We start from the raw sequence: 25,162 nt of genomic DNA, 5'->3' as shown, positions 1-25,162 counted from the left end.
GAACGTATGAGACCCACGACCGACCTCCAGCGCACGGTCAACCCCTTCCGCGTCGTCTCGGAGTTCCAGCCCAGCGGTGACCAGCCGCGGGCCATCGCCGACCTCGCCGAGCGCATCAAGCGGGGCGAGCAGGACGTGGTCCTCCTGGGCGCGACCGGCACCGGCAAGTCGGCCACGACCGCCTGGCTCGTCGAGCAGGTGCAGCGACCCACCCTCGTCATGGCACCCAACAAGACGCTCGCGGCCCAGCTCGCCAACGAGTTCCGCGAGCTGCTCCCGCACAACGCGGTCGAGTACTTCGTCTCCTACTACGACTACTACCAGCCCGAGGCCTACGTCCCCCAGACGGACACCTACATCGAGAAGGACTCCTCGATCAACGACGAGGTGGAGCGATTGCGCCACTCGGCGACCAACAGCCTGCTCACCCGCCGCGACGTCGTCGTCGTGGCCTCGGTGTCCTGCATCTACGGCCTGGGCACCCCGCAGGAGTACGTCGACCAGATGGTGCGTCTCACGGTGGGCCAGACCATCGAGCGCGACGAGCTGCTGCGCCAGTTCGTGCGTATGCAGTACACCCGCAACGACATGGCCTTCTCCCGCGGCACCTTCCGCGTCCGCGGCGACACCGTCGAGATCATCCCGCAGTACGAAGAGCTCGCGGTCCGGGTCGAGTTCTTCGGCGACGAGATCGAGAGCATCTACACGCTGCACCCGCTCACGGGCGAGGTCGTGCGCCAGGAGCAGGAGATGTACGTCTTCCCGGCCTCGCACTACGTCGCCGGTCCGGAGCGGATGGAGCGGGCCATCAGCCGCATCGAGGCCGAGCTCGAGCAGCAGCTGGCGAAGTTCGAGCGCGAGGGCAAGATGCTGGAGGCCCAGCGGCTGCGCATGCGCACCACCTACGACATCGAGATGATGCGCCAGGTGGGGTCCTGCTCCGGCATCGAGAACTACTCCTCGCACATCGACGGCCGCGGGCCCGGGACCGCCCCCAACTGCCTCCTCGACTACTTCCCGGAGGACTTCCTCCTCGTCATCGACGAGTCGCACGTGACCGTGCCGCAGATCGGCGCGATGTACGAAGGCGACATGTCGCGCAAGCGGACCCTCGTCGAGCACGGCTTCCGGCTGCCCAGCGCGATGGACAACCGGCCCCTGAAGTGGGAGGAGTTCCTCGAGCGCATCGGCCAGACCGTCTACCTCTCCGCGACGCCGGGGGACTACGAGATGGCCAAGGCCGACGGGGTCGTCGAGCAGATCATCCGCCCGACCGGCCTGGTGGACCCCGAGGTGGTGCTCAAGCCCACCAAGGGCCAGATCGACGACCTGCTGCACGAGATCGGCGAGCGGACGGCCCGTGACGAGCGCGTCCTGGTCACCACGCTGACCAAGAAGATGGCCGAGGACCTCACCGACTACCTGCTCGACAAGGGGGTCCGGGTGCGCTACCTGCACTCCGAGGTCGACACCCTGCGCCGTGTCGAGCTGCTGCGCGAGCTGCGGCTCGGCGAATACGACGTCCTGGTCGGCATCAACCTGCTCCGTGAGGGTCTCGACCTGCCCGAGGTGTCGCTCGTGAGCATCCTCGACGCCGACAAGGAGGGCTTCCTCCGGTCGGCACGCTCGTTGATCCAGACCATCGGGCGCGCGGCCCGCAACGTCTCGGGCCAGGTGCACATGTATGCCGACACGGTCACCCCGTCGATGCAGGAGGCCATCGAGGAGACCAACCGGCGCCGCGAGAAGCAGCTCGCCTACAACGCCGAGCACGGCATCGACCCCACGCCGCTGCGCAAGAAGATCGCCGACATCACCGACATGCTCGAGCGGGAGGACGCCGACACCGAGACCCTCATGGGCAGCGGGCGTCGCCAGTCGCGCGGCACCGGCCGGGGCCGCGGGGCCGCCGCGTCGGTCGGCACCTCGGTGCTCGACCGCCGCTCGACCGACCAGCTGCCGGCGACCGAGCTCGCCCAGCTCATCCACGAGCTGACCGAGCAGATGCACCAGGCGGCGACGGACCTCCACTTCGAGCTCGCGGCGCGCCTGCGCGACGAGATCGGCGACCTCAAGCGGGAGCTGCGGCAGATGCGCGAGGCCACCGGCTAGGGACGCGCCGCCGATCCGTGGCCGGGCGCCGCGGAAGTCCTCCTGTGCGAGAATGACACGCGTCCATCGGAGGGGAGTATCCCCGGCGGCCACCTCGTCAGGACGGCACGGCCCCAGCCGCCGTGCCCGGGGAGCCGGCACCGACCAGGACCCTCCGGGGCCCGCGGTGTGGGAGAGACCTCCGGTCGTCCCCTGACCGGAAGGTGCCCTGCATGAGCATCCCCTCGTGGGTGTGGATCGTCACCCTCGTCGTCGTCGTCGTGGTCTTCGCGTTCGACCTCCTCGTCCTCGGGCGGCGCCCGCACGAGCCGTCGCGGCGGGAGGTCAGCATCGCGCTCGGCGTCTACATCGCGGCGGCCGTCCTCTTCGGCCTGGGCGTCTGGGTCTTCAGCGGAGGGCAGCACGCCGGTGAGTTCTTCGCGGGCTGGTTGACGGAGTACTCGCTGTCGATCGACAACCTCTTCATCTTCCTCATCATCATGGCCAAGTTCGGCGTGCCGAGGAAGTACCAGCAGTTCGCGCTGATGGTGGGGATCGTCATGGCGCTCGTCATGCGTGGCATCTTCATCCTCGTCGGCGCGGCGGCCATCAACCAGTGGTCGTGGATCTTCTACATCTTCGGTGCCTTCCTCATCTACACCGCGGTGAAGCTGGCCAAGGAGAACATCGGCCACGGCGAGGAGGACGACGAGGACTTCCAGGAGAACGCCCTGCTCCGGGCGATCGAGAAGCGCTTCCCCGTCACCCAGTCGTGGGACCACGGCACCAGGTTGCGGGCGCTCGAGAACGGCAAGCGGGTGCTCACCCCGATGGCCATCGTCGTCATCGCGCTGGGCACCACCGACCTGCTCTTCGCGCTCGACTCCATCCCCGCGATCTTCGGCCTGACCCAGGAGCCCTACCTGGTGCTGATGGCCAACGTCTTCGCGCTCATGGGTCTGCGCCAGCTCTACTTCCTGCTCGGCGACCTGCTCAAGCGCCTCGTCTACCTGGGCCTCGGCCTGGCCGTGCTGCTCGCCTTCATCGGGGTCAAGCTCATCCTCCACGCCCTGCACGAGAACGAGCTGCCGTTCATCAACGGCGGCGAGCACGTCCCGGTCTGGGACATTCCGATCTGGTTCTCGCTCGGCGCCATCCTGGTCATCCTCGGCGTCACCGCCATCGCCAGCCTGGCGCGGACCCGAGGCAAGCGCCGCGCCGCCGCCCGGCGGGGCGAGCCGCAGGACTGAGGACCGACACCCGGGGCGGCCGCCCGGACCGGCGGGGAGGTCTCAGCCGGCCGACGCGCTGTCGAGGTGCCCGCCGTCGCCGGGGTCGGCGTTGGGGGTGCCGCCCCCGCGGCTGGTGGGCCGCCCGAGGACCAGCACGCTCGCGACGACGACCAACGCCATACCCCCGACCTGGACCCACGAGAGCACCTGACCGAGCACGAGCAGGCCGGCCAGCGCGGCTGCGGCGGGCTCCAGGCTGAGCATCACGCCGAAGGTGCCGGCCGACAGGCTCCGGAGCGCCATGAGCTCCAGGCTGTAGGGGATGGCCGAGGAGAGCAGGGCGATGCCCAGACCCCGGGCCAGGGCCTCCGTGGTCCAGAGCGCCGAGCCCGCGGTGACCAGGCCCACGGGCAGGGTCAGGACCGCCCCGATGATCATGCACAGCGCGATGCCGTCCAGGCCGGCGAAGCGCGCCCCGGTGTGCCGGCTGAGGACGATGTAGGCCGACCAGCACGCGCCCGCGGCCAGGGCCAGCAGGATGCCCACCAGGTCGAGCTCGGCCCAGGGGGTGGTCAGCGCCTCCGAGATGAGCACCACGCCCACGAGCGCAGCGGCGACGGCGCCCAGGTCACGCGCTCGTCGGGACAGGACGGCCGCCAGGGCCAGGGGGCCGAGGAACTCGATCGTCACCGCGACCCCGATGGGGAGCCGGGTCAGGCTGCCGTAGAACGTCAGGTTCATCGCGGTGAGGGCCAGCGCGAAGAGCAGCACCACGGCCCAGTCGGAGCGGCTGCGGCCCCGGACCCGCGGCCGCACGACCGCCACGAGGATCAGCGCGGCCAGCCCCAGGCGCAGCGCCACGGAGCCGAACACGCCGACCAGCGGCAGGAGGGTCGCCGCGAGGGCACCGCCGAGCTGCACCGATCCCACGGCGAGCAGGACGAGCACGACGGGGTGCGCCCCGCCCGGTCGACGGGACGCCAGGACGGAGCCGCTCACCAGCCGCGGGCCCGCCAGCTGCCCAGCTGCGGCCGCTCGCGACCCAGCACGGTGTTGTCGCCATGGCCGGGCAGGACGAGCGCGGTGTCGTCGTAGACGCCGAAGACGCGCGCCTCGAGGTCGTCCATGAGCGAGGTGAAGTCCTCGGGCGCCCGCGTCCTGCCCGGGCCGCCCGGGAAGAGGCTGTCACCCGTGAAGAGCACCGTGCGGGGCACGTCGCCGCCGGCCGTCAGCGCGAGGGCGACCGATCCGGGCGTGTGCCCGCGCAGACCGACGACGTCGAGGACGAGGTCCCCCACGCGCACGGTGTCGCCGTCCTCGAGCCGCCGGTCCGCGGGCACCGGGAGGGCGTCGGCGTCGTCCGCGCCCGCGAGGGTGGTCGCTCCGGTGGCGGCCACCACCTCGGGCAGGGCCCGGTGGTGGTCCCAGTGCTGGTGGGTCGTCACCAGCTGGCCCAGCGTCGTGCTGCCGTCCGCCGAGGTGCTGCGGAGCAGGTCGAGGATCCGGTCCGCGTCGTCGGCGGCGTCGACGAGCAGCCGCTCGCCGGTGGCCGTGCAGGTCAGCAGGTAGACGTTGTTGTCCATCTCGGACACGCTGAGCTTGTGCACCGTCGCACCGGCCAGGTCCAGCCGCCAGGGCGCGCTCCCGGGGGTGACGTGGCCGCGGTCGTCGTCGCCAGGATCGCTCATGCGCGCGAGTCTACGGTTCGGACCCTCCCAGCACCCGGGTGGCCGCCACCACGAGCTCGTCCTCAGAGCGGACCCGCGCCGCGGTGTGCGCGTCGGGCCTGACCAGCCACAGGTCGCCCGGCTCCCACGCCAGCCCGGCGCGGACCGGGTCCCCGCCCGGCAGGGACGAGAGGTCGAGAGCGGCCAGCGGCACCTGCGGAGGCAGCGTCCGTCGCAGGACCGCCAGCGCCCGGGCCGCGGTGCCGGGGGCATCGGCGAGCACCGACAGCCGTCCCCGGACCAGCGCGCGCAACCGGCTGCCGGGAGAGGCCGCGTCACCCGGAGTCCCGTGCACGGCCGAGTCCGGCACGATGACGCCGGGCACCGGTGCCGGAGGGGCCCCGCGCGGGGGCCGGCCCGGCCACGGACGCGACGGATCGGGCGTCGTGAGCGGGGAGTCGACGTACCAGAAGGACTCGTAGAGCCGTCCGGAGTCGATCTGCGACCGGGCCGCGGCGTCGTCGACCGCCCGGTCCAGCACCTGCTGCCGCCTCGCCCTCCTCTCCGGCGACCTCGGCACCAGGAAGTCCATCGTCGCGGTCGTCACCTCGAGGTTCTCGCGGGCCGCCGCGACCCGCTCGGCCTCGTAGCTGTCGAGCAGCGACGGGGGAGCCCACCCACGGAGCACGGCCGCGAGCTTCCACGCCAGGTTGTCCACGTCGGCGACGCCGGCGTTGAGCCCCCGCCCGGGACCTGCTCCTCGCCGTGCGCGGTGCGGACACCGAGCGTGACGCCGTCGGCGTCCTGCGTGATGACCTGCACCTCGTGCCCCCAGCGGACGTCGACGAGCGGCTCCGCCTCGAGGAGCGCGTCCAGCACCTCCTCGGTGCGGGCCTGGGAGATGTTGACGAACGGGGGGAGCGGGCTGTCGCCCGGGTCCGGCAGGTCGAGGGCGAAGAGGTCGCGGTCGCGGTAGAAGGTCCGGGCGCGCCGCCAGGTCAGGCCCTCGCGCACGATCGTCGTGGCGCCGCACCACGACCACACGTCGAGCACGTCGCGCTGCTGGCAGATCAACCGGCTGCCCACCGGCTCGCGCCGCTGCCGGGCCTCCAGCACGGTCACCGGTATGCCGTAGCGCGCCAGCAGCAGGGCGGCGGTCTGCCCGACGGGGCCGGCACCGACCACGAGGACGCGCTCGTCCGGCGGGAGGGGCTCCAGGGTCCCGCCCGCCGTGACGACCGCCCTACCGGCCACCAGGCGCTCCTTCCGGGAGCGACGCACGGCACCCGGGTGGTGTCACGCCGTCGGCAACCCCAGGACCTCAGGGTATGCCGTTCCGCCGGCCGGTGGGGAGGTCCCACCGGCCGGCGGTCGAGGCGGTCCGGTCGGGCGGGCCCGACCGGGGCCGTCAGACGGTCAACGGACGGTCCGTCGAGCGGATCGGGGCCGGCAGGGTCGTGCTCCCGGTGAGGTAGCGGTCCACCGCGGCCGCGGCCGCCCGGCCCTCGGCGATCGCCCACACGATGAGCGACTGACCGCGTCCGCAGTCGCCCGCCGCGAAGACGCCCTCGAGCGGGGTCGCGAACTGCGCGTCGCGCTCGTAGGTGTTGCGGGGGGTGCGGGGGAGCAGCTCGGCGGGGGCGGCCGATTCGTCCGGCCCGACGAAGCCCATGGCCAGCAGCACGAGCTGCGCCGGGATGTCGCGCTCGGTGCCGGGCACGATCTCGACGCGACCGCCGCTGAGCCGGGCGTCGGCCATCCGGACGCCGCTCACGCGGCCGTCGGTGCCGAGGATCTCGACGGTCGAGACGCCGAAGGCTCGGTCGCCGCCCTCCTCGTGCGCCTCGGAGACCTTGTAGAGCATCGGGTAGGTCGGCCAGGGCTGGTCGGCCGGACGCTCGGTCGGGGGCGTGGGGAGGATCTCCAGCTGCAGGACGCTCCTCGCACCGTGCCGGTGGGCGGTGCCGAGGCAGTCGGCCCCGGTGTCGCCGCCGCCGATGATGACGACGTCCTTGCCCTCGGCGTCGATGCCCCGCGCCGCGCCGAGCGCCTCGCGGTTGGCGGGGACCAGGTAGTTCATCGCCGCGTGCACGCCGTCGAGGTCGGCGCCGGGCACGTCGAGCATCCGCGGGACGGTCGACCCGGTGGCCAGGACGACGGCGTCGAAACGCTCCCGCAACTCGTCCAGCGACAGGTCGTCGGGCCCGTCGCCGCCGATCGTCACGCCGGTGACGAAGCGGATGCCCTCGCCGCGCAGCTGGACGAGGCGCCGGTCGAGGACCGACTTCTCCATCTTGAACTCGGGGATGCCGTAGCGGAGCAGGCCGCCGACGGCGTCCGAACGCTCGTAGACCACGACCGTGTGCCCGGCGCGGCCGAGCTGCTGGGCGGCGGCCAGGCCGGCGGGACCGGAGCCCACGACGGCGACGGTGCGGCCGCTCAGCCACTCGGGCTCTTGCGGCGTGACGCGGCCGTTGGAGAAGGCCCGGTCGATGATCGAGACCTCGATCTGCTTGATCGTCACCGGCGGCTGGTTGATCCCCAGCACGCAGGCCGTCTCGCACGGCGCGGGGCACAGCCGCCCGGTGAACTCCGGGAAGTTGTTGGTCGCGTGCAGCCGCTCGATCGCGTCGGCGAAGTTGGCCCGACGGGTGTGGTCGTTCCACTCCGGGATGAGGTTGCCCAGCGGGCAGCCGGTGTGGCAGAAGGGGATGCCGCAGTCCATGCAGCGGCTCGCCTGGCGCTGCAGGACCTTGGTCTCCTGCTCGCCGTGCACCTCCTTCCAGTCCTGGATGCGGACCGGCACCGGGCGGCTGGGGCGGTTCTCCCGCTCCCGGTAGGTCAGGAAGCCTTTGGGGTCAGCCATGCGAGTCCTCCAGGATGAGCTGCCAGGCGTGCGGGCCGTTGGGGTCCTCGCCGCGCTCCTCCACCTCGCGGCGGATGCGCAGGACGCTCGCGTACTGGCGGGGGGTGATGACGGTGATGCGCTGCGCCCAGTCGTCGTCGGCGAGCAGGGCGGCGGCGGTGCTGCTGCCCGTGAGCTCGAGGTGCTCGGCGATCAGCGCGCGGACCTCCTCCACGTGCCCGGTCTCGGTCAGCGGGTCGAGGTGCAGGTCCTTGCCGGCGGCGGCCAGCGGGTTGACGAGGGCGGGGTCGAGGTCGAGCACGAAGGCCGTGCCGCCCGACATGCCGGCGCCGATGTTCCGGCCGGTCGGGCCCAGGATGAGGGCCCGGCCGCCGGTCATGTACTCGAGGGCGTGGTCGCCCACACCCTCCACGACCGCGGTCGCGCCGGAGTTGCGGACGCAGAAGCGCTCGCCGACCGTGCCCCGCAGGTTGACCTGGCCGGACGTCGCGCCGTAGCAGATGACGTTGCCGGCGATGACCTGGTCGCCGTCCAGCGGCGCCACCTCCGGCGGGCGGACGACGATCCGGCCGCCCGAGAGGCCCTTGCCCACGAAGTCGTTGGCGTCGCCCACCAGACGCAGGGTCACGCCCCGCGGCAGGAAGGCGCCGAAGGACTGGCCGGCGGAGCCGGTGAAGGTCAGGTCGATCGTGCCGTCCGGCAGGCCGTCCGGCCCGGCCGCGCGGGTGACGTGGTGCCCGAGCAGGGTGCCGACCGTGCGGTTGACGTTGGTCACCGGGAAGGACGCGGTGACCGGCGTGCCGTCCTCGAGGGCCGGTCGCGCGGCCTCGACGAGCTGGTTGTCCAGCGCCGCCTCCAGGCCGTGGTCCTGGGGGACCGCGCTGCGGCGGGAGGCCCCCTCGGGCAGGTCCGGCACGTGCAGGACCGGGGCCAGCTCCAGGCCCTGCGCCTTCCAGTGCTCCAGGGCCCTGGAGGTGTCGAGCAGGTCGGCGCGACCGATGACCTCGTCCAGGCTGCGGTAGCCGAGCGAGGCCAGGAGCTCGCGCACCTGCTGGGCGATGAACTCGAAGAAGGTGACCACGTGCTCGGCCTTGCCGGTGTAGCGGTCGCGCAGCTCGGGGTTCTGCGTCGCGACGCCGACGGGGCAGGTGTCGAGGTGGCAGACCCGCATCATCACGCAGCCGGACACCACCAGCGGGGCGGTGGCGAAGCCGAACTCCTCGGCGCCGAGCAGGGCCGCGACGAGCACGTCCCGCCCGGTCTTGAGCTGGCCGTCGCACTGCACGACGATCCGGTCACGCAGCCCGTTGAGCAGCAGCGTCTGCTGCGTCTCGGCCAGGCCGAGCTCCCACGGGGTGCCCGCGTGCTTGAGCGAGGTGAGCGGGCTGGCGCCGGTACCGCCGTCGTGGCCGGAGATGAGGACGACGTCCGACTTGGCCTTGGCCACGCCCGCCGCCACGGTGCCGACGCCGACCTGGCTGACGAGCTTGACGTGGATGCGCGCCCGGGGGTTGGCGTTCTTGAGGTCGTGGATGAGCTGCTTGAGGTCCTCGATCGAGTAGATGTCGTGGTGGGGCGGGGGCGAGATGAGCCCGACGCCCGGCGTGGAGTGCCGGGTCTTCGCCACCCACGGGTAGACCTTGCCGGGGGGCAGCTGGCCGCCCTCGCCCGGCTTGGCTCCCTGGGCCATCTTGATCTGGATGTCGTCGGCGTGGGTCAGGTAGGCCGAGGTGACGCCGAACCGGCCCGAGGCCACCTGCTTGATCGCCGAGCGACGCTCGGGGTCGAGCAGGCGCTCGACGTCCTCGCCGCCCTCACCGGTGTTGGACTTGCCGCCCAGCCGGTTCATCGCGATCGCGAGGGTCTCGTGCGCCTCCTGGGAGATGGAGCCGTAGGACATGGCACCGGTCGCGAAGCGCGTGACGATCGAGCTGATCGGCTCGACCTCCTCGATCGGCACCGGCTCCCGGTCGGGACGCAGCGAGAACAGCCCGCGCAGGGTCATCAGCCGCTCGGACTGGTCGTCCACCAGCTGCGTGTACTGCTGGAAGACGTCGTAGCGCTGCGCCTTCGTCGAGTGCTGCAGGCGGAAGACCGCCTCGGGGGAGAAGAGGTGCGGCGGACCCTCCCGGCGCCACTGGTACTCGCCACCGATGTCGAGGGTGCGGTGGTAGGGCGGGATGCCCGAGAGGGGGTAGGCCGTGGCGTGCCGCAGCGCGACCTCCTGGGCGAGCACCTCGAGCCCGACCCCGTCGATCTGGCTGGTCGTGCCGGTGAACCACCGGTCGACCAGCTCGCGGGACAGGCCCACGGCCTCGAAGGTCTGCGCGCCGCGGTAGGAGGCGATGGTGGAGATGCCCATCTTGGACATCACCTTGAGCACGCCCTTGCCCAGCGCCTTGATGAGGTTGCGGATCGCGACGTCGGGGTCGAGCCCGTCCAGCTGCTTGCCGGCCGAGCACAGCGTCTCCACCGACTCCATGGCGAGGTAGGGGTTGACCGCGGCGGCGCCGTAGGCGACGAGCAGGGCCACGTGGTGCACCTCGCGGACGTCGCCGGCCTCGACGAGCAGGCCGACCCGGGTGCGGGTGTTGTTGCGGACCAGGTGGTGGTGGACCGCGCTGGTCAGCAGCAGCGACGGGATCGGCGCGTGCTCGCGGTCGGCGTGCCGGTCGGAGAGGACGACGAAGAAGGCGCCGGCCTCGACGGCCGCGTCCACCTCGGCGCAGATCTCCTCCAGGCGGCTCTCGAGCGCGGCGGCGCCGCCGTCGACGCGGTAGAGGCCGCGGACCACGGTCGCGCCGAGGTCCTGGTGCCCGGAGATGTTGAGGCGGCGCAGCTTGGCCAGCTGGTCGTTGTCGATGACGGGGAAGTCCAGGACGACCTGGCGGGCGTGCGCCGGGGTCTCCTCGAGCAGGTTCGGCTCCGGGCCGGTCGAGCCGACGAGGGAGGTGACGATCTCCTCGCGGATCGCGTCGAGCGGCGGGTTGGTGACCTGCGCGAACGCCTCGACGAAGTAGTCGAAGAGCAGGCGCGGCCGGTCGGAGATGGCTGCGATGGGCGTGTCGGTGCCCATCGCGCCGATGGGCTCGGTGCCGCTCTGCGCCATCGGCGCGAGCAGGATGCGCAGCTCCTCCTCGGTGTAGCCGAAGATCTGCTGACGGCGGGCCACGGACGCGTGGGTGTGCCGGACGTGCACCTGGTCGGGCAGGGTCTCCAGGCGGACCAGGTTGGCGTCGAGCCACTCGCGGTAGGGGGCGCGGGCGGCGAGCTCGCGCTTGAGCGCGTCGTCGTCGACGATCTCGCCCTTCGCGAGGTCGACGAGGAACATGCGGCCGGGCTTGACGCGACCCTTGCGCACGACCTTCTCGTCGGGGATCGGCAGCAGACCGGTCTCGGAGCCGAGCACGACCAGGCCGTCGTCGGTCACCCAGTAGCGGGACGGGCGCAGGCCGTTGCGGTCGAGGACGGAGCCGACGAGGGTGCCGTCGGTGAAGACCAGGTTGGCCGGGCCGTCCCAGGGCTCCATGAGCATCGAGTGGTACTCGTAGAACGCCTGGACGTCGGGGTCGATGGTGGCGTGGTTCTCCCACGCCTCCGGGATCATCATGAGCACCGCGTGGGGGAGCGACCGGCCGCCCAGGTGCAGCAGCTCCAGGACCTCGTCGAAGGTCGCCGAGTCACTGGCCTCGGGCGTGCAGATCGGCAGCGCGTCGGCGAGCGGACCGGGGAAGGCGTCGCTCTCCAGGCGCGACTGGCGCGCGTTCATCCAGTTGCGGTTGCCCTTGACGGTGTTGATCTCGCCGTTGTGGGCGATCATCCGGTAGGGGTGGGCCAGCGGCCACGACGGGAAGGTGTTGGTGGAGAAGCGCGAGTGCACGACCGCGAGGGCGCTCGCGTAGCGCGCGTCGAGCAGGTCCGGGAAGTAGGCCGGCAGCTGGTCGGTGGTGAGCATCCCCTTGTAGGTGATGGTGCGCGAGGACAGCGAGACGGGGTAGGCCGCGGTGCGCCGCTCGATCCGCTTGCGGGCCAGCCACACCCGACGCTCGAGGTCGAGGCCGCTCTCGGTCGCCGCCTCGCCCGCGCCGGTGACGAACAGCTGGCGCATGACGGGCATGACGGACAGGGCGGTGGGACCGACCATGTCGGAGACGACGGGGACGTCGCGCCACCCGAGCACCTGCAGGCCGGAGGCGGCGACGATCTCGTCGACCTCGGCCTGCACCGCGTCGGCGGAGTCGGCGGGCAGGAAGACGATGCCCGCGGCGTAGCGGCCCTGCTCGGGCAGCTCGAAGGGCAGTTCGTCGCGGAAGAAGGCGTCCGGCAGCTGGGTGAGGATCCCGGCGCCGTCGCCGGTGTTCTCCTCGGAGCCGACGGCACCGCGGTGGTCGAGGTTGTGCAGCGCGGTCAGCGCCTGCTGCACGACCGAGTGGCGGGGAACCCCGTCGAGCATCGCCACGAAGGCGACACCGCAGGCGTCGTGCTCGTGGGCGCCGTCGTAGAGCCCCTGGCCCGGTGGGCCGGAGACGGCGGAACGCGTGTACGTCGTCGAGGACATGTGTGTTCCCGATCTGGAGGGGCAACCATGGGGCGCCGGACGGAACGTGCGGGCGGCGCTGCCCGACGAGGGATCTGGAGCAGCATACATATGCAGGGGTGTGCATGAAAAGGACAGTCGGTCGGGTGTGTCAGGAGAGCGACCTACCATGAACCCCGTGCCGTCTCCCTCCGTCCACCCGACCGCGCCCGTCCGCCCGCGCCACGACCGGATCGAGGTGCGCGGCGCTCGCGAGCACAACCTCAAGAACGTCTCCGTCGACATCCCGCGCGACTCCCTCGTCGTCTTCACCGGGCTGTCCGGCTCCGGCAAGTCCAGCCTCGCGTTCGACACCATCTTCGCCGAGGGGCAGCGCCGCTACGTCGAGTCGCTGTCGGCCTACGCCCGGATGTTCCTCGGCCAGCTCGACAAGCCCGACGTCGACTTCATCGAGGGCCTCTCGCCCGCGGTCTCCATCGACCAGAAGTCGACCAACCGCAACCCGCGGTCGACCGTCGGCACCATCACCGAGGTCTACGACTACCTGCGACTGCTCTACGCCCGTGTCGGGCGCCCGCACTGCCCGGTCTGCGGCGAGCCGGTCGAGCGCCAGACCGCCCAGCAGATCGTCGACCGCCTCCTCGAGCTGCCCGAGGGCGTCCGCTTCCAGCTGCTCGCCCCCGTCGTGCGCGGCCGCAAGGGCGAGTTCGTCGACCTCTTCTCCGAGCTCCAGGCCTCCGGCTTCGCCCGCGCGCGGGTCGACGGCGAGGTCGTCCAGCTCGCGACGCCGCCCACCCTGGAGAAGCAGCGCAAGCACACCATCGAGGTGGTGGTGGACCGGCTGGTCTCCAAGCGCGGCGCCGACGGCACCCCCGACAGCTCCCACCTGCGCCGGCTCACCGACTCGGTCGAGACCGCGATGCGGTTGGCCGACGGCATCGTGCTCGCCGAGTTCGTCGACGTCCCCGCCGACGGGGCGGACGCCGGCTCGCGCCCCGCGCCGCTCGACGCCGAGGGCCGGCCCCTCCCGCGCGAGCGCCGCTTCTCGGAGCGGATGGCCTGCCCCAACGAGCACCCGCTCGGCATCGACGAGCTCGAGCCGCGCAGCTTCTCCTTCAACAGCCCGTTCGGCGCCTGCGCCGAGTGCACGGGCATCGGCTCCGAGCTCGAGGTCGACCCCGAGCTGGTGATCCGCAGCGAGGACACCTCCATCCTCGAGGGTGCGCTCATCCCGTGGTCGACCACCTCGGGCCTCAACGAGTACCACCAGCGGGTGCTGGGCGGCCTCGCCGAGGACCTGAAGTTCCGCCTCGACGTGCCGTGGCGCCAGCTGCCCGCGCGGGCCAAGGACGCGATCCTGCACGGCTACAAGCACAAGGTGCACGTCAGCTACCGCAACCGCTTCGGCCGCGAGCGCAGCTACTCCACCGGCTTCGAGGGCGTCATCCCCTACGTCAAGCGCAAGCACGCCGAGACCGAGTCCGACAGCAGCCGGGAGCGCTACGAGGGCTTCATGCGCTCGGTCCCGTGCCCGGCGTGCAAGGGTGCCCGGCTCAAGCCGGAGATCCTCGCCGTGCTGGTCGGCGGCAAGAGCATCGCCGAGGTCTGCGAGATGCCGATCGACCGGTGCGCGGAGTTCCTCGCCTCCGTCGACTACACGCCGCGCGAGCTGGCCATCGCCGGGCAGGTCAACCGCGAGATCGCGGCCCGCCTGGGCTTCCTGCTCGACGTGGGCCTCGACTACCTCTCGCTGGCGCGTCCCGCCGGCACCCTGTCGGGCGGCGAGGCGCAGCGCATCCGCCTGGCCACGCAGATCGGCTCCGGCCTGGTCGGCGTCCTCTACGTCCTCGACGAGCCGAGCATCGGGCTCCACCAGCGCGACAACCACCGGCTCATCGAGACGCTGACCAGGCTGCGCGACCTGGGCAACACGCTCATCGTCGTCGAGCACGACGAGGACACCATCGCCGTCGCCGACTGGGTGGTCGACATCGGCCCCGGCGCCGGCGAGCACGGCGGTCACGTGGTGCACAGCGGGTCCGTCGAGGAGCTGCGCACGCACCCGGACTCCCTGACCGGCCAGTACATCTCCGGGCGCCGGAGCATCCCGGTCCCTGCCCGGCGTCGTCCCCAGGACGGCCGCGTGGTGACCGTGCGCGGCGCGCGGGAGAACAACCTGCGCAACATCGACGTGTCGTTCCCCCTGGGCAACCTGGTCGCCGTGACCGGCGTGTCCGGCTCGGGCAAGTCCACGCTGGTCAACGACATCCTCTACCACGTCATGGCCAACCAGCTCAACGGCGCGCGTCACGTGCCGGGGCGCCACCGGCGGGTCGAGGGGCTGGAGGAGCTCGACAAGGTCGTGCACGTCGACCAGAGCCCGATCGGCCGCACGCCGCGCAGCAACCCGGCGACCTACACCGGCGTCTTCGACCACGTCCGCAAGCTCTTCGCCGAGACGACCGAGGCGAAGGTGCGCGGCTACCTGCCCGGCCGCTTCTCGTTCAACGTCAAGGGCGGCCGGTGCGAGGCCTGCTCGGGCGACGGCACGCTGAAGATCGAGATGAACTTCCTGCCGGACGTCTACGTCCCGTGCGAGGTGTGCCACGGCCGCCGCTACAACCGCGAGACCCTCGAGGTGCACTTCAAGGGCAAGACGATCGCCGACGTCCTCGACATGCCGATCGAGGAGGCGGCCGAGTTCTTCGCCGCGGTGCCCGTCATCAGCCGGCACCTGACGACGCTGGTGCAGGTCGGCCTCGGCTACGTGCGCCTCGGCCAGCCCGCCACGACGCTCTCCGGCGGCGAGGCGCAGCGGGTCAAGCTCGCCTCCGAGCTCCAGAAGCGGTCGTCGGGGCGCACCATCTACGTGCTCGACGAGCCGACCACCGGCCTGCACTTCGAGGACATCAACAGGCTCCTCGGCGTCCTGCAGGGCCTGGTCGACAAGGGCAACACGGTGATCGTCATCGAGCACAACCTCGACGTCATCAAGTCGGCCGACTGGATCGTCGACATGGGGCCCGAGGGTGGCAACGGGGGCGGTACCGTCGTCGTCGAGGGCACGCCCGAGACGGTGGCCGCCCACCCCACCAGCCACACCGGTGCCTTCCTGGCGCCGCTGCTCGAGGCCGGGAGCGGTCCGGTGCGCCAGAACCGTCGTCGCACCAGCGCCTGAGGAGGAGGAAGCATGCCAGACCTGTCGACCGTCCCGGCGGACCAGGGGCCGGGCGCCGCGCGCACCTGCTGCGCCTCGCGGCGCCAGGTGCTGCGGGCCGCGGGTGCCACGGCGCTCGTCCCCGCCGGCGTCACCGCGCTCGCGGGCTGCGGGCCGGACGGCGGGGGGTCGGAGCCCACGGTCGCCGACGACGGCACCGTGACGGTGCCGGCCGCCGACACGCCCGTGGGCGGGGCGACCTACTACGCCGACCCCGGGCTCGTGGTGACCCAGCCGACGGAGGGCGAGTTCCACGCCTACGACGCGACCTGCCCGCACCAGGGCTGCGCCGCCTCGCTCTTCGAGGACGGCCGGGTGGTGTGCCCGTGCCACGGCAGCGCCTTCGACCCGGCCACCGGCGACGTCGTCGACGGGCCGGCCGAGACCGGGCTGACGGCGCGCACGGTCACCCTCGACGGCGGCGACCTGCAGATCCGTGGCTGACCCGCGGAGCTACCGCCCGCGCCCCGGTGAGATCCCCACCGAGCCGGGCGTCTACCGCTTCCGCGACCAGCACGGTCGTGTCATCTACGTCGGCAAGGCGCGGTCGCTGCGCTCGCGCCTGTCCTCCTACTTCCAGGACATCTCGGCGCTGCACCCGCGGACCCGGCAGATGGTCACCACGGGCGCCAGCGTCGAGTGGACCGTCGTCCGCAACGAGGTCGAGGCGCTGCAGCTCGAGTACTCCTGGATCAAGGAGTTCGACCCGCGGTTCAACGTCAAGTACCGCGACGACAAGTCCTACCCCTACCTGGCCGTGACGATGGGGGAGGAGTACCCCCGGGCCCAGGTGATGCGGGGCCGCAAGCGGCCCGGCACCCGCTACTTCGGTCCCTACGCGCACGCCTGGGCCATCCGCGAGACCCTCGACACCCTGCTGCGGGTGTTCCCGGTGCGCACCTGCTCCGCGGGGGTCTTCCGGCGCGCGGAGCAGACCGGCCGGCCGTGCCTGCTCGGCTACATCGACAAGTGCTCCGCCCCCTGCGTGGGACGGGTCTCGGCGGAGGAGCACCGCGCGATCGCCGAGGACTTCTGCGACTTCATGGCGGGCGACGGCGAGCGCTTCGTGCGCCGCATCGAGGACCGGATGAGGGCCGCCTCGGCCGAGCTCGACTTCGAGACCGCCGCCCGGCTGCGCGACGACGTCGGCGCGCTCCGGCGGGCGCTGGAGCGCTCCGCCGTCGTGCTCCCCGACGCCACCGACGCCGACGTCTACGCCCTGGCCGACGACGAGCTCGAGGTGGCCGTCCAGGTCTTCATCGTCCGCGGCGGACGGGTGCGCGGCCAGCGCGGCTGGGTCTCGGAGAAGGGGGCCGAGGACCTCGCCTCGATCGTCGAGCACCTGCTCCAGCAGGTCTACGGCGGCGAGCGCGGCGACGACGTGCCGCGCGAGGTGCTCGTCCCGGTGCTCCCGACCGACCACGCCGAGCTGGAGGAGTGGCTCAGCGGGCTGCGGGGCGCGCGGGTCCGGATCCGCGTGCCGCAGCGCGGCGACAAGCGCACGCTCATGCAGACGGTCGCCCGCAACGCGGAGCAGTCGCTGGCTCGCCACAAGGTGGCCCGTTCCGGCGACCTGACGCTCCGCTCGCAGGCGCTGCAGGACCTCCAGGAGCTGCTCGACCTCGACGAGGCGCCGCTGCGCGTCGAGTCCTTCGACATCAGCCACGTCCAGGGCACCGACGTCGTGGGCTCCATGGTCGTCTTCGAGGACGGCCTGCCCCGCAAGTCCGAGTACCGCCGCTTCATCGTGCGCGAGGGCACCGGCGACGACACCGCGGCGATGCACGAGGTGCTGACGCGCAGGTTCCGCTACCTGTCCCAGGGCAAGAACGCGCCGGTCGTCGACGACGAGAAGAACCCGGGGAAACCCGGCAAGGACGGCGCCGACGAGAAGTCGTCCAAGTTCCGCTACCCGCCCAACCTGGTCGTCGTCGACGGCGGCCTGCCCCAGGTCAACGCCGCGCAGGCCGCGCTGCGGGCCGTGGGCGTCGACGACGTGGCCGTGGTCGGCCTGGCCAAGCGGCTGGAGGAGGTCTGGATCCCCGGGCAGGACTACCCCGTCGTGCTGCCCCGGACCAGCGAGAGCCTCTACCTGCTCCAGCGCGTCCGCGACGAGGCGCACCGCTTCGCCAACACCTTCCACCGGCAGCGCCGCTCCCGCTCGATGACCACGAGCCAGCTCGACGGCATACCCGGGCTGGGCAAGGCGCGCCAGCAGGCGCTGCTGGCGCGGTTCGGGTCGGTCAAGGCGCTGCGCCGCGCCCGCGTGGAGGAGCTGCAGGAGGTGCCCGGCATCGGCCCGGCCGTCGCCGCGGCGGTCGTCGCGAGGCTGCAGGGCGCCGACCCCGGCCCGGCGGTTAACCTGAGCACAGGCGAGGTCCTGGACTGAGGCGCCCCGGAGCCGGGCGCCCCAGGTCGGGCCCGACCCGCCAGCCCCCGAGACGACAGGTGGACCGTGACTCCGCTGGACAGCACCGCCGACACCGCGCCCGACACGACGGGTGACGGCACCCGCCGTCACGACGTCGTCATCCTCACCGGCATGTCCGGCGCGGGGCGCACGACCGCGGGCGACGTGCTGGAGGACCGCGGCTGGTACGTCGTCGACAACCTCCCGCCGTCGATGATCGTCGAGCTCATGGAGCTCACCGCCGACGACCCCCAGCGGCAGCGGGTGGCCGCGGTGGTCGACGTCCGCAGCCGCGACTTCACCACCGAGCTCTCGGGCGCCCTGCAGGCCCTCAACGAGCGCGGCTGGCGCCCCCGGGTCGTCTTCGTCGACGCCTCCGACGAGGCCCTCGTCCGGCGCTTCGACGCCGTGCGGCGCCCGCACCCGCTGCAGGGGGAGGGGCTGCTCCTCGACGGCATCCGGCGCGAGCGCCGCATGCTGGCCGACCTGCGCTCCAACGCCGACGTGGTCGTCGACACGACCAACTACAACGTCCACCAGCTCAGCGCGAAGGTCGACTCGCTCATCGAGACGGGCGTGCGCGTGCGGCTGCGGCTGGCCGTCATGTCCTTCGGCTTCAAGTACGGCATCCCGCTCGACGCCGACATCGTGCTCGACCTGCGCTTCCTGCCCAACCCCTACTGGGACCCCGCGCTGCGCCCCTACACCGGCAAGGACGCCGCGGTGCGCGACTTCGTGCTGGGCCAGGAGCTGGCCGGCAGCTTCCTGGACCACACCGAGCGGATGCTGCGCGCCGCCGTCGCCGGCTACCTCGCCGAGGGCCGCCGCTTCGTCACGGTCGCCGTCGGCTGCACCGGTGGCAAGCACCGCTCCGTCGCCATCGCCGAGGACCTCGCGCTGCGGCTCGGCGACCTGGAGGACAGCGGGGTGCAGCTGACCACCTTCCACCGAGACCTGGGACGCGAGTGACCGGGTCCCGTGTCGTCGCGCTGGGGGGAGGGCACGGGCTCTCCGCCTCCCTCCAGGCGCTGCGCCACATGACGGAGTCGATCACCGCGATCGTCACGGTCGCCGACGACGGCGGGTCCAGCGGCCGGCTGCGCCAGGAGTTCGACATCCTCCCGCCCGGCGACCTGCGGATGGCGCTGGCCGCCCTGTGCGAGGACACCAAGTGGGGCCACCAGTGGTCCGCCGTGCTGCAGCACCGGTTCCGGGGCAACGGCGACCTCGGCGGGCACGCCCTCGGCAACCTGCTCATCACCGCGCTCTGGGACCTGCTGCCCGACCAGCACGTGCGCGGGCTGGACCTCGTCGGCCGTCTCCTCAACACCCGCGGTCGCGTCCTGCCGATGTCGCTGGTGCCGCTCGACATCGAGGCCACCATCGTCGTGCCCGACGACATGGGGGAGCCGGCCGAGATCACCGTCCGGGGCCAGTCCCGCGTCGCCAAGCACCCCGGCAAGGTGGAACGGGTTCGCCTGCACCCCGACTCGCCCCCGGCCTGCCCCGAGGCCCTGGAGGCCATCAAGCTGGCCGACGTCGTGGTGCTCGGTCCGGGGTCGTGGTTCACCTCGGTCATGCCGCACCTCCTCGTGCCCGAGCTGCGCCAGGCCCTCCTGGACACCCCGGCGACCCGGGTCCTCACCCTCAACGTCAGCCTCAACGACGACGAGGCCAGCGGCTACACCGTGGCCGAGCACGTCTCGGCCCTCGTCGACCACGCGCCAGGTCTGGGCTTCGACCACGTCATCGCCGACCCGCAGGTGGTCCGCACCCAGGCCGAGAGGGAGGCCCTGGAGGCCGCCGCCGACCTGGTCGGGGCCGAGCTCGTCGTCAGCGCGGTCGCCAGCGCCCGCGAACCCGGCCTGCACGACACCCTGCGGCTGGCGGCCGCCTACCGCGACATCATCTCGGGGTCGGTGGGGTGAGCCAGCGGGCCACGGGGGAGGCGGGCCGCCCGGACGGAGGCCTGGGGTGAGCCCGCGACAAGGTAGCCTGCCGGACGCGGGGCGGGACCGGCTCGGGTCGCCGCCCACCACCCCGCCCGAGCGCACCAGGAGGTTGACGGCTGTGGCGATGACCGCGAAGGTCAAGGACGAGCTGAGCAGGCTCCCGGTGACCAAGACGTGCTGCCGCAAGGCGGAGGTCTCCACCATGCTCCGCTTCGCCGGCGGGCTGCACATCGTCGGCGGGCGCATCGTGATCGAGGCAGAGCTCGACACCGCCCAGAGCGCGCGCCGGCTGAGGGCCTTCATGGCCGAGGTCTACGGCAGCAGCAGCGAGCTCATCGTCATGAGCCCCGGCGGGCTGCGCAAGCAGACGAGGTATGTCGTGCGCGCCACCTCCGACGGGGAGTCGCTGGCGCGCCAGACCGGCCTCATCGACCACCGCGGGCGTCCGGTCCGGGGCCTGCCCCCGCGGGTCGTCGGCGCGGCCGTCTGCGACGCCGAGGCCGCCTGGCGCGGGGCCTTCCTCGCGCACGGCTCGATCACCGAGCCGGGGCGCTCCTCCTCGCTGGAGATCACCTGCCCCGGGCCGGAGGCCGCCCTGGCGCTGGTCGGCGCCGCGCGCCGGCTGGGGATCTCGGCCAAGGCCCGCGAGGTGCGGGGCGTCGACCGGGTCGTGATCCGCGACGGCGACGCCATCGGCGCCATGCTGACGCGGCTGGGCGCCCACGACGCCGTCCTCGCCTGGGAGGAGCGGCGGATGCGCCGGGAGGTCCGCGCGACCGCCAACCGGCTGGCCAACTTCGACGACGCCAACCTGCGGCGCTCGGCGCGGGCGGCCGTCGCCGCCGGGGCCCGCGTGGAGCGGGCCCTGGAGATCCTGGGCGAGGAGGTGCCCGACCACCTGCGGGTGGCCGGCGAGCTGCGCCTGCAGCACAAGCAGGCCTCGCTCGAGGAGCTCGGCCAGCTGGCCGACCCGCCGATGACCAAGGACGCCGTCGCGGGCCGGATCCGCCGCCTCCTGGCGATGGCCGACAAGCGGGCCGAGGAGCTCGGCATCGAGGGCACGGAGGCCAACCTCACGGCCGACATGTTCGAGGACTGACGAGCTCTCCTGGCCGGGCACCCTGCCTTGGAGGGGAGTCGCCAGGGCCGATAGGTTGGCCTCATAGACGACGTCGTCGCCACTGTGACGCGCAGACCGCGCGTCCGCCACCTCACGAGGGAAGGTTCTTCCATGACCGTTCGCGTAGGTATCAACGGATTCGGGCGTATCGGCCGCAACTTCATGCGGGCCGTGCTGGCGTCCGGGGCCGACATCGAGATCGTCGCGGTGAACGACCTCACCGACAACGAGACGCTGGCCCACCTGCTCAAGTACGACTCGATCCTGGGCCGCCTCGAGGGTGAGGTGACGGCCACCGAGGACGAGATCATCGTCAACGGCAAGGCGGTCAAGGCCTTCGCGGAGAAGGACCCGGCGGCGCTGCCGTGGGGCGAGGTCGGCGCGGACGTCGTCGTCGAGTCCACCGGCATCTTCACCGACGCGACCAAGGCGAAGGCGCACCTCGACGGTGGCGCCAAGAAGGTCATCATCTCCGCACCCGCGAAGAACGAGGACATCACCCTGGTGCTGGGCGTCAACGACGGCGACTACGACCCCGAGGCGCACACCATCATCTCCAACGCCTCCTGCACCACCAACTGCCTGGCGCCGATGGCCAAGGTGCTCCACGAGGAGTTCGAGATCGTCCGCGGTCTCATGACGACCATCCACGCCTACACCGCCGACCAGAACCTCCAGGACGGCCCCCACAAGGACCTGCGCCGCGCCCGCGCCGCCGCCCTCAACATCGTGCCGACCAAGACCGGCGCCGCCCAGGCCGTCGCGCTCGTGCTGCCCGAGCTCAAGGGCCGCTTCGACGGCTACGCGCTGCGCGTCCCGGTGCCCACCGGCTCGGCCACCGACCTCACCTTCGAGTCCGGCCGTGAGACCACGGTCGAGGAGGTCAACGCCGCGGTGAAGAAGGCGGCCGAGGGCCCGCTCAAGGGCATCCTGCGCTACACCGAGGACCCGATCGTCTCCAAGGACATCGAGACCGACCCGGCCTCGTGCATCTTCGACGCCGGCCTGACCAAGGTCATCGGCAACCAGGTCAAGGTCGTCGGCTGGTACGACAACGAGTGGGGCTACTCCAACCGCCTCGTCGACCTGGTCGCGCTGGTCGGCTCGAAGCTCTGAGCCGCATGCGCACGATCGAGCAGCTGGGCGAGGAGCTCGGTGGCCTCGCCGGACGCACGGTGCTGGTCCGCAGCGACCTCAACGTCCCGCTGGACGGCACGACCATCACCGACGACGGCCGCGTCCGCGCGTCCGTGCCGACGATCCGCGAGCTGGCCGAGGCCGGTGCCCGGGTCGTCGTCACGGCGCACCTGGGCCGCCCCAAGGGCGAGCCGGACCCGCGCTACTCGCTGGCCCCGGTGGCCGCCCGGCTGGGTGAGCTGCTCGGCCGGCCGGTGACCTTCGTCGAGGAGACCGTCGGCGAGCGGGCGACCGCCGCCGTGCGCGCGATGTCCGACGGTGACGTCGTCGTCCTGGAGAACCTCCGGTTCAACGCCGGCGAGACGGCCAAGACGGACGAGGGGCGCGAGGAGTTCGCCCGGCAGCTCGCCGGGCTCGCCGACGCCTACGTCTCCGACGGCTTCGGCGTCGTCCACCGGGCCCAGGCGTCCGTCTACGACGTGGCACGGCTGCTGCCGCACGCTGCGGGCGGCCTGGTCCGCGCGGAGGTCGAGGTCATGCGCCGGCTGCGGGAGGACCCGCAGCGGCCCTACGTCGTGATCCTCGGCGGCGCCAAGGTGAGCGACAAGCTCGGCGTCATCGAGTCCCTGCTCACGGTGGCCGACAAGCTGCTCGTCGGCGGCGGCATGGTCTTCACCTTCCTCAAGGCCCAGGGCCACGAGGTCGGCAGGAGCCTGCTGGAGGAGGACCAGGTCGACACCGTGCGCGGCTACCTCGAGACCGCCGCCGAGCAGGGCGTGGAGATCGTGCTGCCCGTCGACGTGGTCGTCGCCGACGCCTTCTCGGCCGACGCGCACCACGAGGTCGTCCCGATCGACGCGATCCCCGCCGACATGATGGGCCTGGACATCGGTCCCGAGTCGGAGAAGGTCTTCGCCGAGACGCTGGCCGACGCCCGGACCGTCTTCTGGAACGGGCCGATGGGTGCCTTCGAGATGGAGCCCTACGCCTCAGGCACGAAGGCCGTGGCGCAGGCGCTCGTCGAGCGCACCCGTGACGGGGCCATGACCGTGGTCGGCGGCGGCGACAGCGCCGCGGCCGTGCGTGACCTGGGCTGGGCCGACGACGACTTCGGGCACATCTCCACCGGTGGTGGGGCGAGCCTGGAGTACCTCGAGGGCAAGGAGCTCCCGGGCCTGCAGGTGCTGGAGGACTGATGGCGACGACGACCACCCGCACGCCCCTGATGGCGGGCAACTGGAAGATGCACCTGGACCACCTCCAGGCCACGCACCTCGTGCAGAAGCTCGACTGGACGCTCAAGGACGCCCGGCACGACTTCGCGGCCGTCGAGGTGGCCGTCCTGCCGCCGTTCACCGACCTGCGGTCGGTGCAGACGCTGGTGCAGGGCGACAACCTCGAGCTGCGCTACGGCGGTCAGGACCTGTCCCAGCACGACGAGGGTGCCTACACCGGGGAGATCTCCGGGGCGTTCCTGGCCAAGCTGGGGTGCACCTACGCGATCGTGGGGCACAGCGAGCGGCGCCAGTACCACCACGAGGACGACGTCCTCGTGGGCGCCAAGGTGAGGGCCGCGCTGCGTCACGACCTGACCCCGATCCTGTGCGTCGGCGAACCGCTCGAGGTCCGCACCGCCCAGCAGCACGTGGAGCACGTCCTGGCCCAGCTGCGCACGGCCCTGGAAGGCCTGGACGCCGACCAGGTGTCCCGTGTCGTCGTGGCCTACGAGCCCGTCTGGGCGATCGGCACGGGCGAGGTCGCCACGCCGCAGGACGCCCAGGAGGTCTGCGCGGCGATCCGGGCCTGCGTGGGCGAGCTCGTGGGGGAGCAGGTGGCCGTCGGCCTCCGCGTCCTCTACGGCGGCTCGGTCAAGCCGGGCAACGTCGCCGAGATCATGGCCCAGGAGGACGTCGACGGGGCTCTCGTCGGCGGTGCCTCCCTCTCCGTGGAGGACTTCGCGGCGATCTGCCGCTACCGCTCCCACCACGGCGCGGCCTGAGGAGTCGGCGGGTCGGACCCGTGCGGTGTCCGACCCGCCCGCCCGGCTGCGTTACGCTGTCTGTCGCTCCGCGGCCGTCCGTGGCCCGGAGCGACAATGTTGTCCCGACTGCAAATGACGAGGTGTGTCCCGCGTGGACTACGTGCGCTGGTTCCTGAACGCCCTGCTGGTGATGACCAGCTGCTTCCTCGTGCTGCTCATCCTCATGCACAAGGGCCGCGGCGGCGGCATGTCCGACATGTTCGGCGGCGGCATGAGCAGCAGCCTCGGAGGCTCCTCCGTGGCGGAGCGCAACCTCAACCGCATCACGATCGCCGTGGCCGTGGTGTGGATCACCGTCATCGTCGGCCTGGGCCTGCTCGTCCGCTTCGGCTGACCGTCGCGCCGCGCCGACGGCGACCCCACCCTGGTCTCCCCGGGTGCCCGGGGGCTACGCTGCCCACCTGGAACAACGCTGTGACCGTCTCCCGTGACACGGTCGTCACAGGGGTAGAAGGAGGGACTGCATGGTAGGGACCAACGCCATCCGCGGCAGCCGCGTGGGCTCGGGTCCGATGGGGGAGTCCGAGCGGGGCGAGAGCGCCCCGCGCGTCATCGTCAGCTACTGGTGCGCCAACGGGCACGAGACCCGTCCCAGCTTCGCCAAGGACGACGAGATCGAGATCCCGGAGACCTGGGACTGCCCGCGCTGCGGGCTGCCGGCGGGCACCGACCGGGACAACCCGCCCGAGGCCCCGCGCATCGAGCCCTACAAGACCCACCTGGCCTACGTGAAGGAGAGGCGCAGCGACGACGACGGCGCCGCCCTCCTCGCGGAGGCGCTGGAGGCCCTGCGTGCCCGCGGCTACGGCGGCGGGTCGGTCCAGGGCTGACGCCACCCGCCGGCACGTCCGAGGACGTGCCGGCAGGAGCATCCTGGCCAGGACGCCATCCT

19 protein-coding genes are annotated in these 25,162 nt (G+C 72.2%); 13 read left to right on the top strand and 6 right to left on the bottom strand.

The window, feature by feature from the left end; translation table 11 throughout:
* Positions 1–6: 6 nt before the first annotated feature.
* Both uvrB and FB476_RS09340 read left to right on the top strand, forming a co-directional pair.
* Complete coding sequence (gene uvrB, locus FB476_RS09345; RefSeq protein ID WP_141818519.1) at positions 7–2,112, top strand: excinuclease ABC subunit UvrB; 2,106 nt, start codon at positions 7–9, stop codon at positions 2,110–2,112.
* 212 nt (positions 2,113–2,324) lie between these two features.
* A complete protein-coding gene (locus tag FB476_RS09340) occupies positions 2,325–3,341 on the top strand; it encodes a TerC/Alx family metal homeostasis membrane protein (RefSeq protein WP_141818518.1) in 1,017 nt (338 codons plus the stop codon).
* A gap of 42 nt (positions 3,342–3,383) precedes the next feature.
* Here the strand turns inward: FB476_RS09340 and FB476_RS09335 are convergent, their stop codons facing one another.
* The 6 genes from FB476_RS09335 to gltB form a co-directional block, all read right to left on the bottom strand.
* Positions 3,384–4,322, bottom strand: a complete 939-nt coding sequence (locus FB476_RS09335; protein WP_238329643.1) for an EamA family transporter — start codon at positions 4,320–4,322, stop codon at positions 3,384–3,386.
* Positions 4,319–5,011, bottom strand: coding sequence for an MBL fold metallo-hydrolase (locus FB476_RS09330; protein ID WP_141818517.1), 693 nt, complete (start codon positions 5,009–5,011; stop codon positions 4,319–4,321). Before FB476_RS09330 ends, FB476_RS09335 begins: the two co-directional genes overlap by 4 nt.
* 10 nt (positions 5,012–5,021) lie before the next feature.
* Positions 5,022–5,678 carry an FAD-dependent oxidoreductase gene (locus FB476_RS09325; protein ID WP_238329642.1) on the bottom strand — a complete coding sequence of 219 codons (657 nt, stop codon included), beginning with the start codon at positions 5,676–5,678 and terminating at the stop codon, positions 5,022–5,024.
* Entirely contained in the window at positions 5,594–6,244 is a 651-nt protein-coding gene (locus FB476_RS16965) for an FAD-dependent monooxygenase (RefSeq protein WP_238329641.1), read from the bottom strand. Before FB476_RS16965 ends, FB476_RS09325 begins: the two co-directional genes overlap by 85 nt.
* Positions 6,245–6,398: 154 nt before the next feature.
* On the bottom strand, positions 6,399–7,856 hold the full coding sequence (locus FB476_RS09320) for a glutamate synthase subunit beta (protein WP_141818516.1): 1,458 nt from the start codon (positions 7,854–7,856) through the stop codon (positions 6,399–6,401).
* Positions 7,849–12,414 carry a glutamate synthase large subunit gene (gene gltB, locus FB476_RS09315; RefSeq protein WP_141818515.1) on the bottom strand — a complete coding sequence of 1,522 codons (4,566 nt, stop codon included), beginning with the start codon at positions 12,412–12,414 and terminating at the stop codon, positions 7,849–7,851. The genes FB476_RS09320 and gltB overlap by 8 nt, the downstream gene beginning before the upstream one ends.
* 148 nt (positions 12,415–12,562) lie before the next feature.
* Between gltB and uvrA the strand changes: the two genes are divergently transcribed.
* The 11 genes from uvrA (at position 12,563) to FB476_RS09260 (ending at position 25,100) form a co-directional block, all read left to right on the top strand.
* Entirely contained in the window at positions 12,563–15,571 is a 3,009-nt protein-coding gene (uvrA, locus tag FB476_RS09310; protein WP_141818514.1) for an excinuclease ABC subunit UvrA, read from the top strand.
* Positions 15,572–15,583: 12 nt separating this feature from the next.
* Positions 15,584–16,054 carry a Rieske (2Fe-2S) protein gene (locus FB476_RS09305; RefSeq protein WP_141818513.1) on the top strand — a complete coding sequence of 157 codons (471 nt, stop codon included), beginning with the start codon at positions 15,584–15,586 and terminating at the stop codon, positions 16,052–16,054.
* Entirely contained in the window at positions 16,047–17,999 is a 1,953-nt protein-coding gene (gene uvrC, locus FB476_RS09300; protein ID WP_141818512.1) for an excinuclease ABC subunit UvrC, read from the top strand. Before FB476_RS09305 ends, uvrC begins: the two co-directional genes overlap by 8 nt.
* Positions 18,000–18,074: 75 nt before the next feature.
* On the top strand, positions 18,075–18,989 hold the full coding sequence (gene rapZ, locus FB476_RS09295; RefSeq protein WP_272949401.1) for an RNase adapter RapZ: 915 nt from the start codon (positions 18,075–18,077) through the stop codon (positions 18,987–18,989).
* On the top strand, positions 18,986–19,948 hold the full coding sequence (locus FB476_RS09290) for a gluconeogenesis factor YvcK family protein (RefSeq protein WP_141818511.1): 963 nt from the start codon (positions 18,986–18,988) through the stop codon (positions 19,946–19,948). The genes rapZ and FB476_RS09290 overlap by 4 nt, the downstream gene beginning before the upstream one ends.
* Positions 19,949–20,090: 142 nt before the next feature.
* Positions 20,091–21,071 (top strand): DNA-binding protein WhiA, encoded by a 981-nt coding sequence (whiA, locus tag FB476_RS09285; RefSeq protein WP_141818510.1) that lies wholly within the window; start codon positions 20,091–20,093, stop codon positions 21,069–21,071.
* 132 nt (positions 21,072–21,203) lie between these two features.
* A complete protein-coding gene (gene gap, locus FB476_RS09280; RefSeq protein WP_141818509.1) occupies positions 21,204–22,208 on the top strand; it encodes a type I glyceraldehyde-3-phosphate dehydrogenase in 1,005 nt (334 codons plus the stop codon).
* Between the two features lie 5 nt (positions 22,209–22,213).
* Complete coding sequence (locus FB476_RS09275; protein WP_141818508.1) at positions 22,214–23,425, top strand: phosphoglycerate kinase; 1,212 nt, start codon at positions 22,214–22,216, stop codon at positions 23,423–23,425.
* Positions 23,425–24,228, top strand: a complete 804-nt coding sequence (tpiA, locus tag FB476_RS09270) for a triose-phosphate isomerase (protein ID WP_141818507.1) — start codon at positions 23,425–23,427, stop codon at positions 24,226–24,228. Before FB476_RS09275 ends, tpiA begins: the two co-directional genes overlap by 1 nt.
* A 133-nt stretch (positions 24,229–24,361) precedes the next feature.
* Positions 24,362–24,604, top strand: coding sequence for a preprotein translocase subunit SecG (secG, locus tag FB476_RS09265; protein ID WP_141820111.1), 243 nt, complete (start codon positions 24,362–24,364; stop codon positions 24,602–24,604).
* 130 nt (positions 24,605–24,734) lie between these two features.
* A complete protein-coding gene (locus FB476_RS09260) occupies positions 24,735–25,100 on the top strand; it encodes an RNA polymerase-binding protein RbpA (RefSeq protein ID WP_141818506.1) in 366 nt (121 codons plus the stop codon).
* Positions 25,101–25,162 lie beyond the last annotated feature (62 nt).

The organism is Ornithinimicrobium humiphilum (assembly GCF_006716885.1).
Taxonomy (GTDB): domain Bacteria; phylum Actinomycetota; class Actinomycetes; order Actinomycetales; family Dermatophilaceae; genus Ornithinicoccus; species Ornithinicoccus humiphilus.
The sequence above is the reverse complement of the archived record's forward strand: the minus strand, read 5'-3'. Positions and strand labels throughout refer to the sequence as shown.

Coding starts and splice junctions, on each gene's coding strand:
- gap (WP_141818509.1), top strand. CDS start 21,204: ATGACCGTTCGCGTAGGTATCAACGGATTCGGGCGTATCGGCCGCAAC.
- FB476_RS09275 (WP_141818508.1), top strand. CDS start 22,214: ATGCGCACGATCGAGCAGCTGGGCGAGGAGCTCGGTGGCCTCGCCGGA.
- gltB (WP_141818515.1), bottom strand. CDS start 12,414: ATGTCCTCGACGACGTACACGCGTTCCGCCGTCTCCGGCCCACCGGGC.
- FB476_RS09320 (WP_141818516.1), bottom strand. CDS start 7,856: ATGGCTGACCCCAAAGGCTTCCTGACCTACCGGGAGCGGGAGAACCGC.
- uvrB (WP_141818519.1), top strand. CDS start 7: ATGAGACCCACGACCGACCTCCAGCGCACGGTCAACCCCTTCCGCGTC.
- FB476_RS09330 (WP_141818517.1), bottom strand. CDS start 5,011: ATGAGCGATCCTGGCGACGACGACCGCGGCCACGTCACCCCCGGGAGC.
- tpiA (WP_141818507.1), top strand. CDS start 23,425: ATGGCGACGACGACCACCCGCACGCCCCTGATGGCGGGCAACTGGAAG.
- uvrA (WP_141818514.1), top strand. CDS start 12,563: ATGAACCCCGTGCCGTCTCCCTCCGTCCACCCGACCGCGCCCGTCCGC.
- FB476_RS09260 (WP_141818506.1), top strand. CDS start 24,735: ATGGTAGGGACCAACGCCATCCGCGGCAGCCGCGTGGGCTCGGGTCCG.
- FB476_RS09340 (WP_141818518.1), top strand. CDS start 2,325: ATGAGCATCCCCTCGTGGGTGTGGATCGTCACCCTCGTCGTCGTCGTC.
- FB476_RS09305 (WP_141818513.1), top strand. CDS start 15,584: ATGCCAGACCTGTCGACCGTCCCGGCGGACCAGGGGCCGGGCGCCGCG.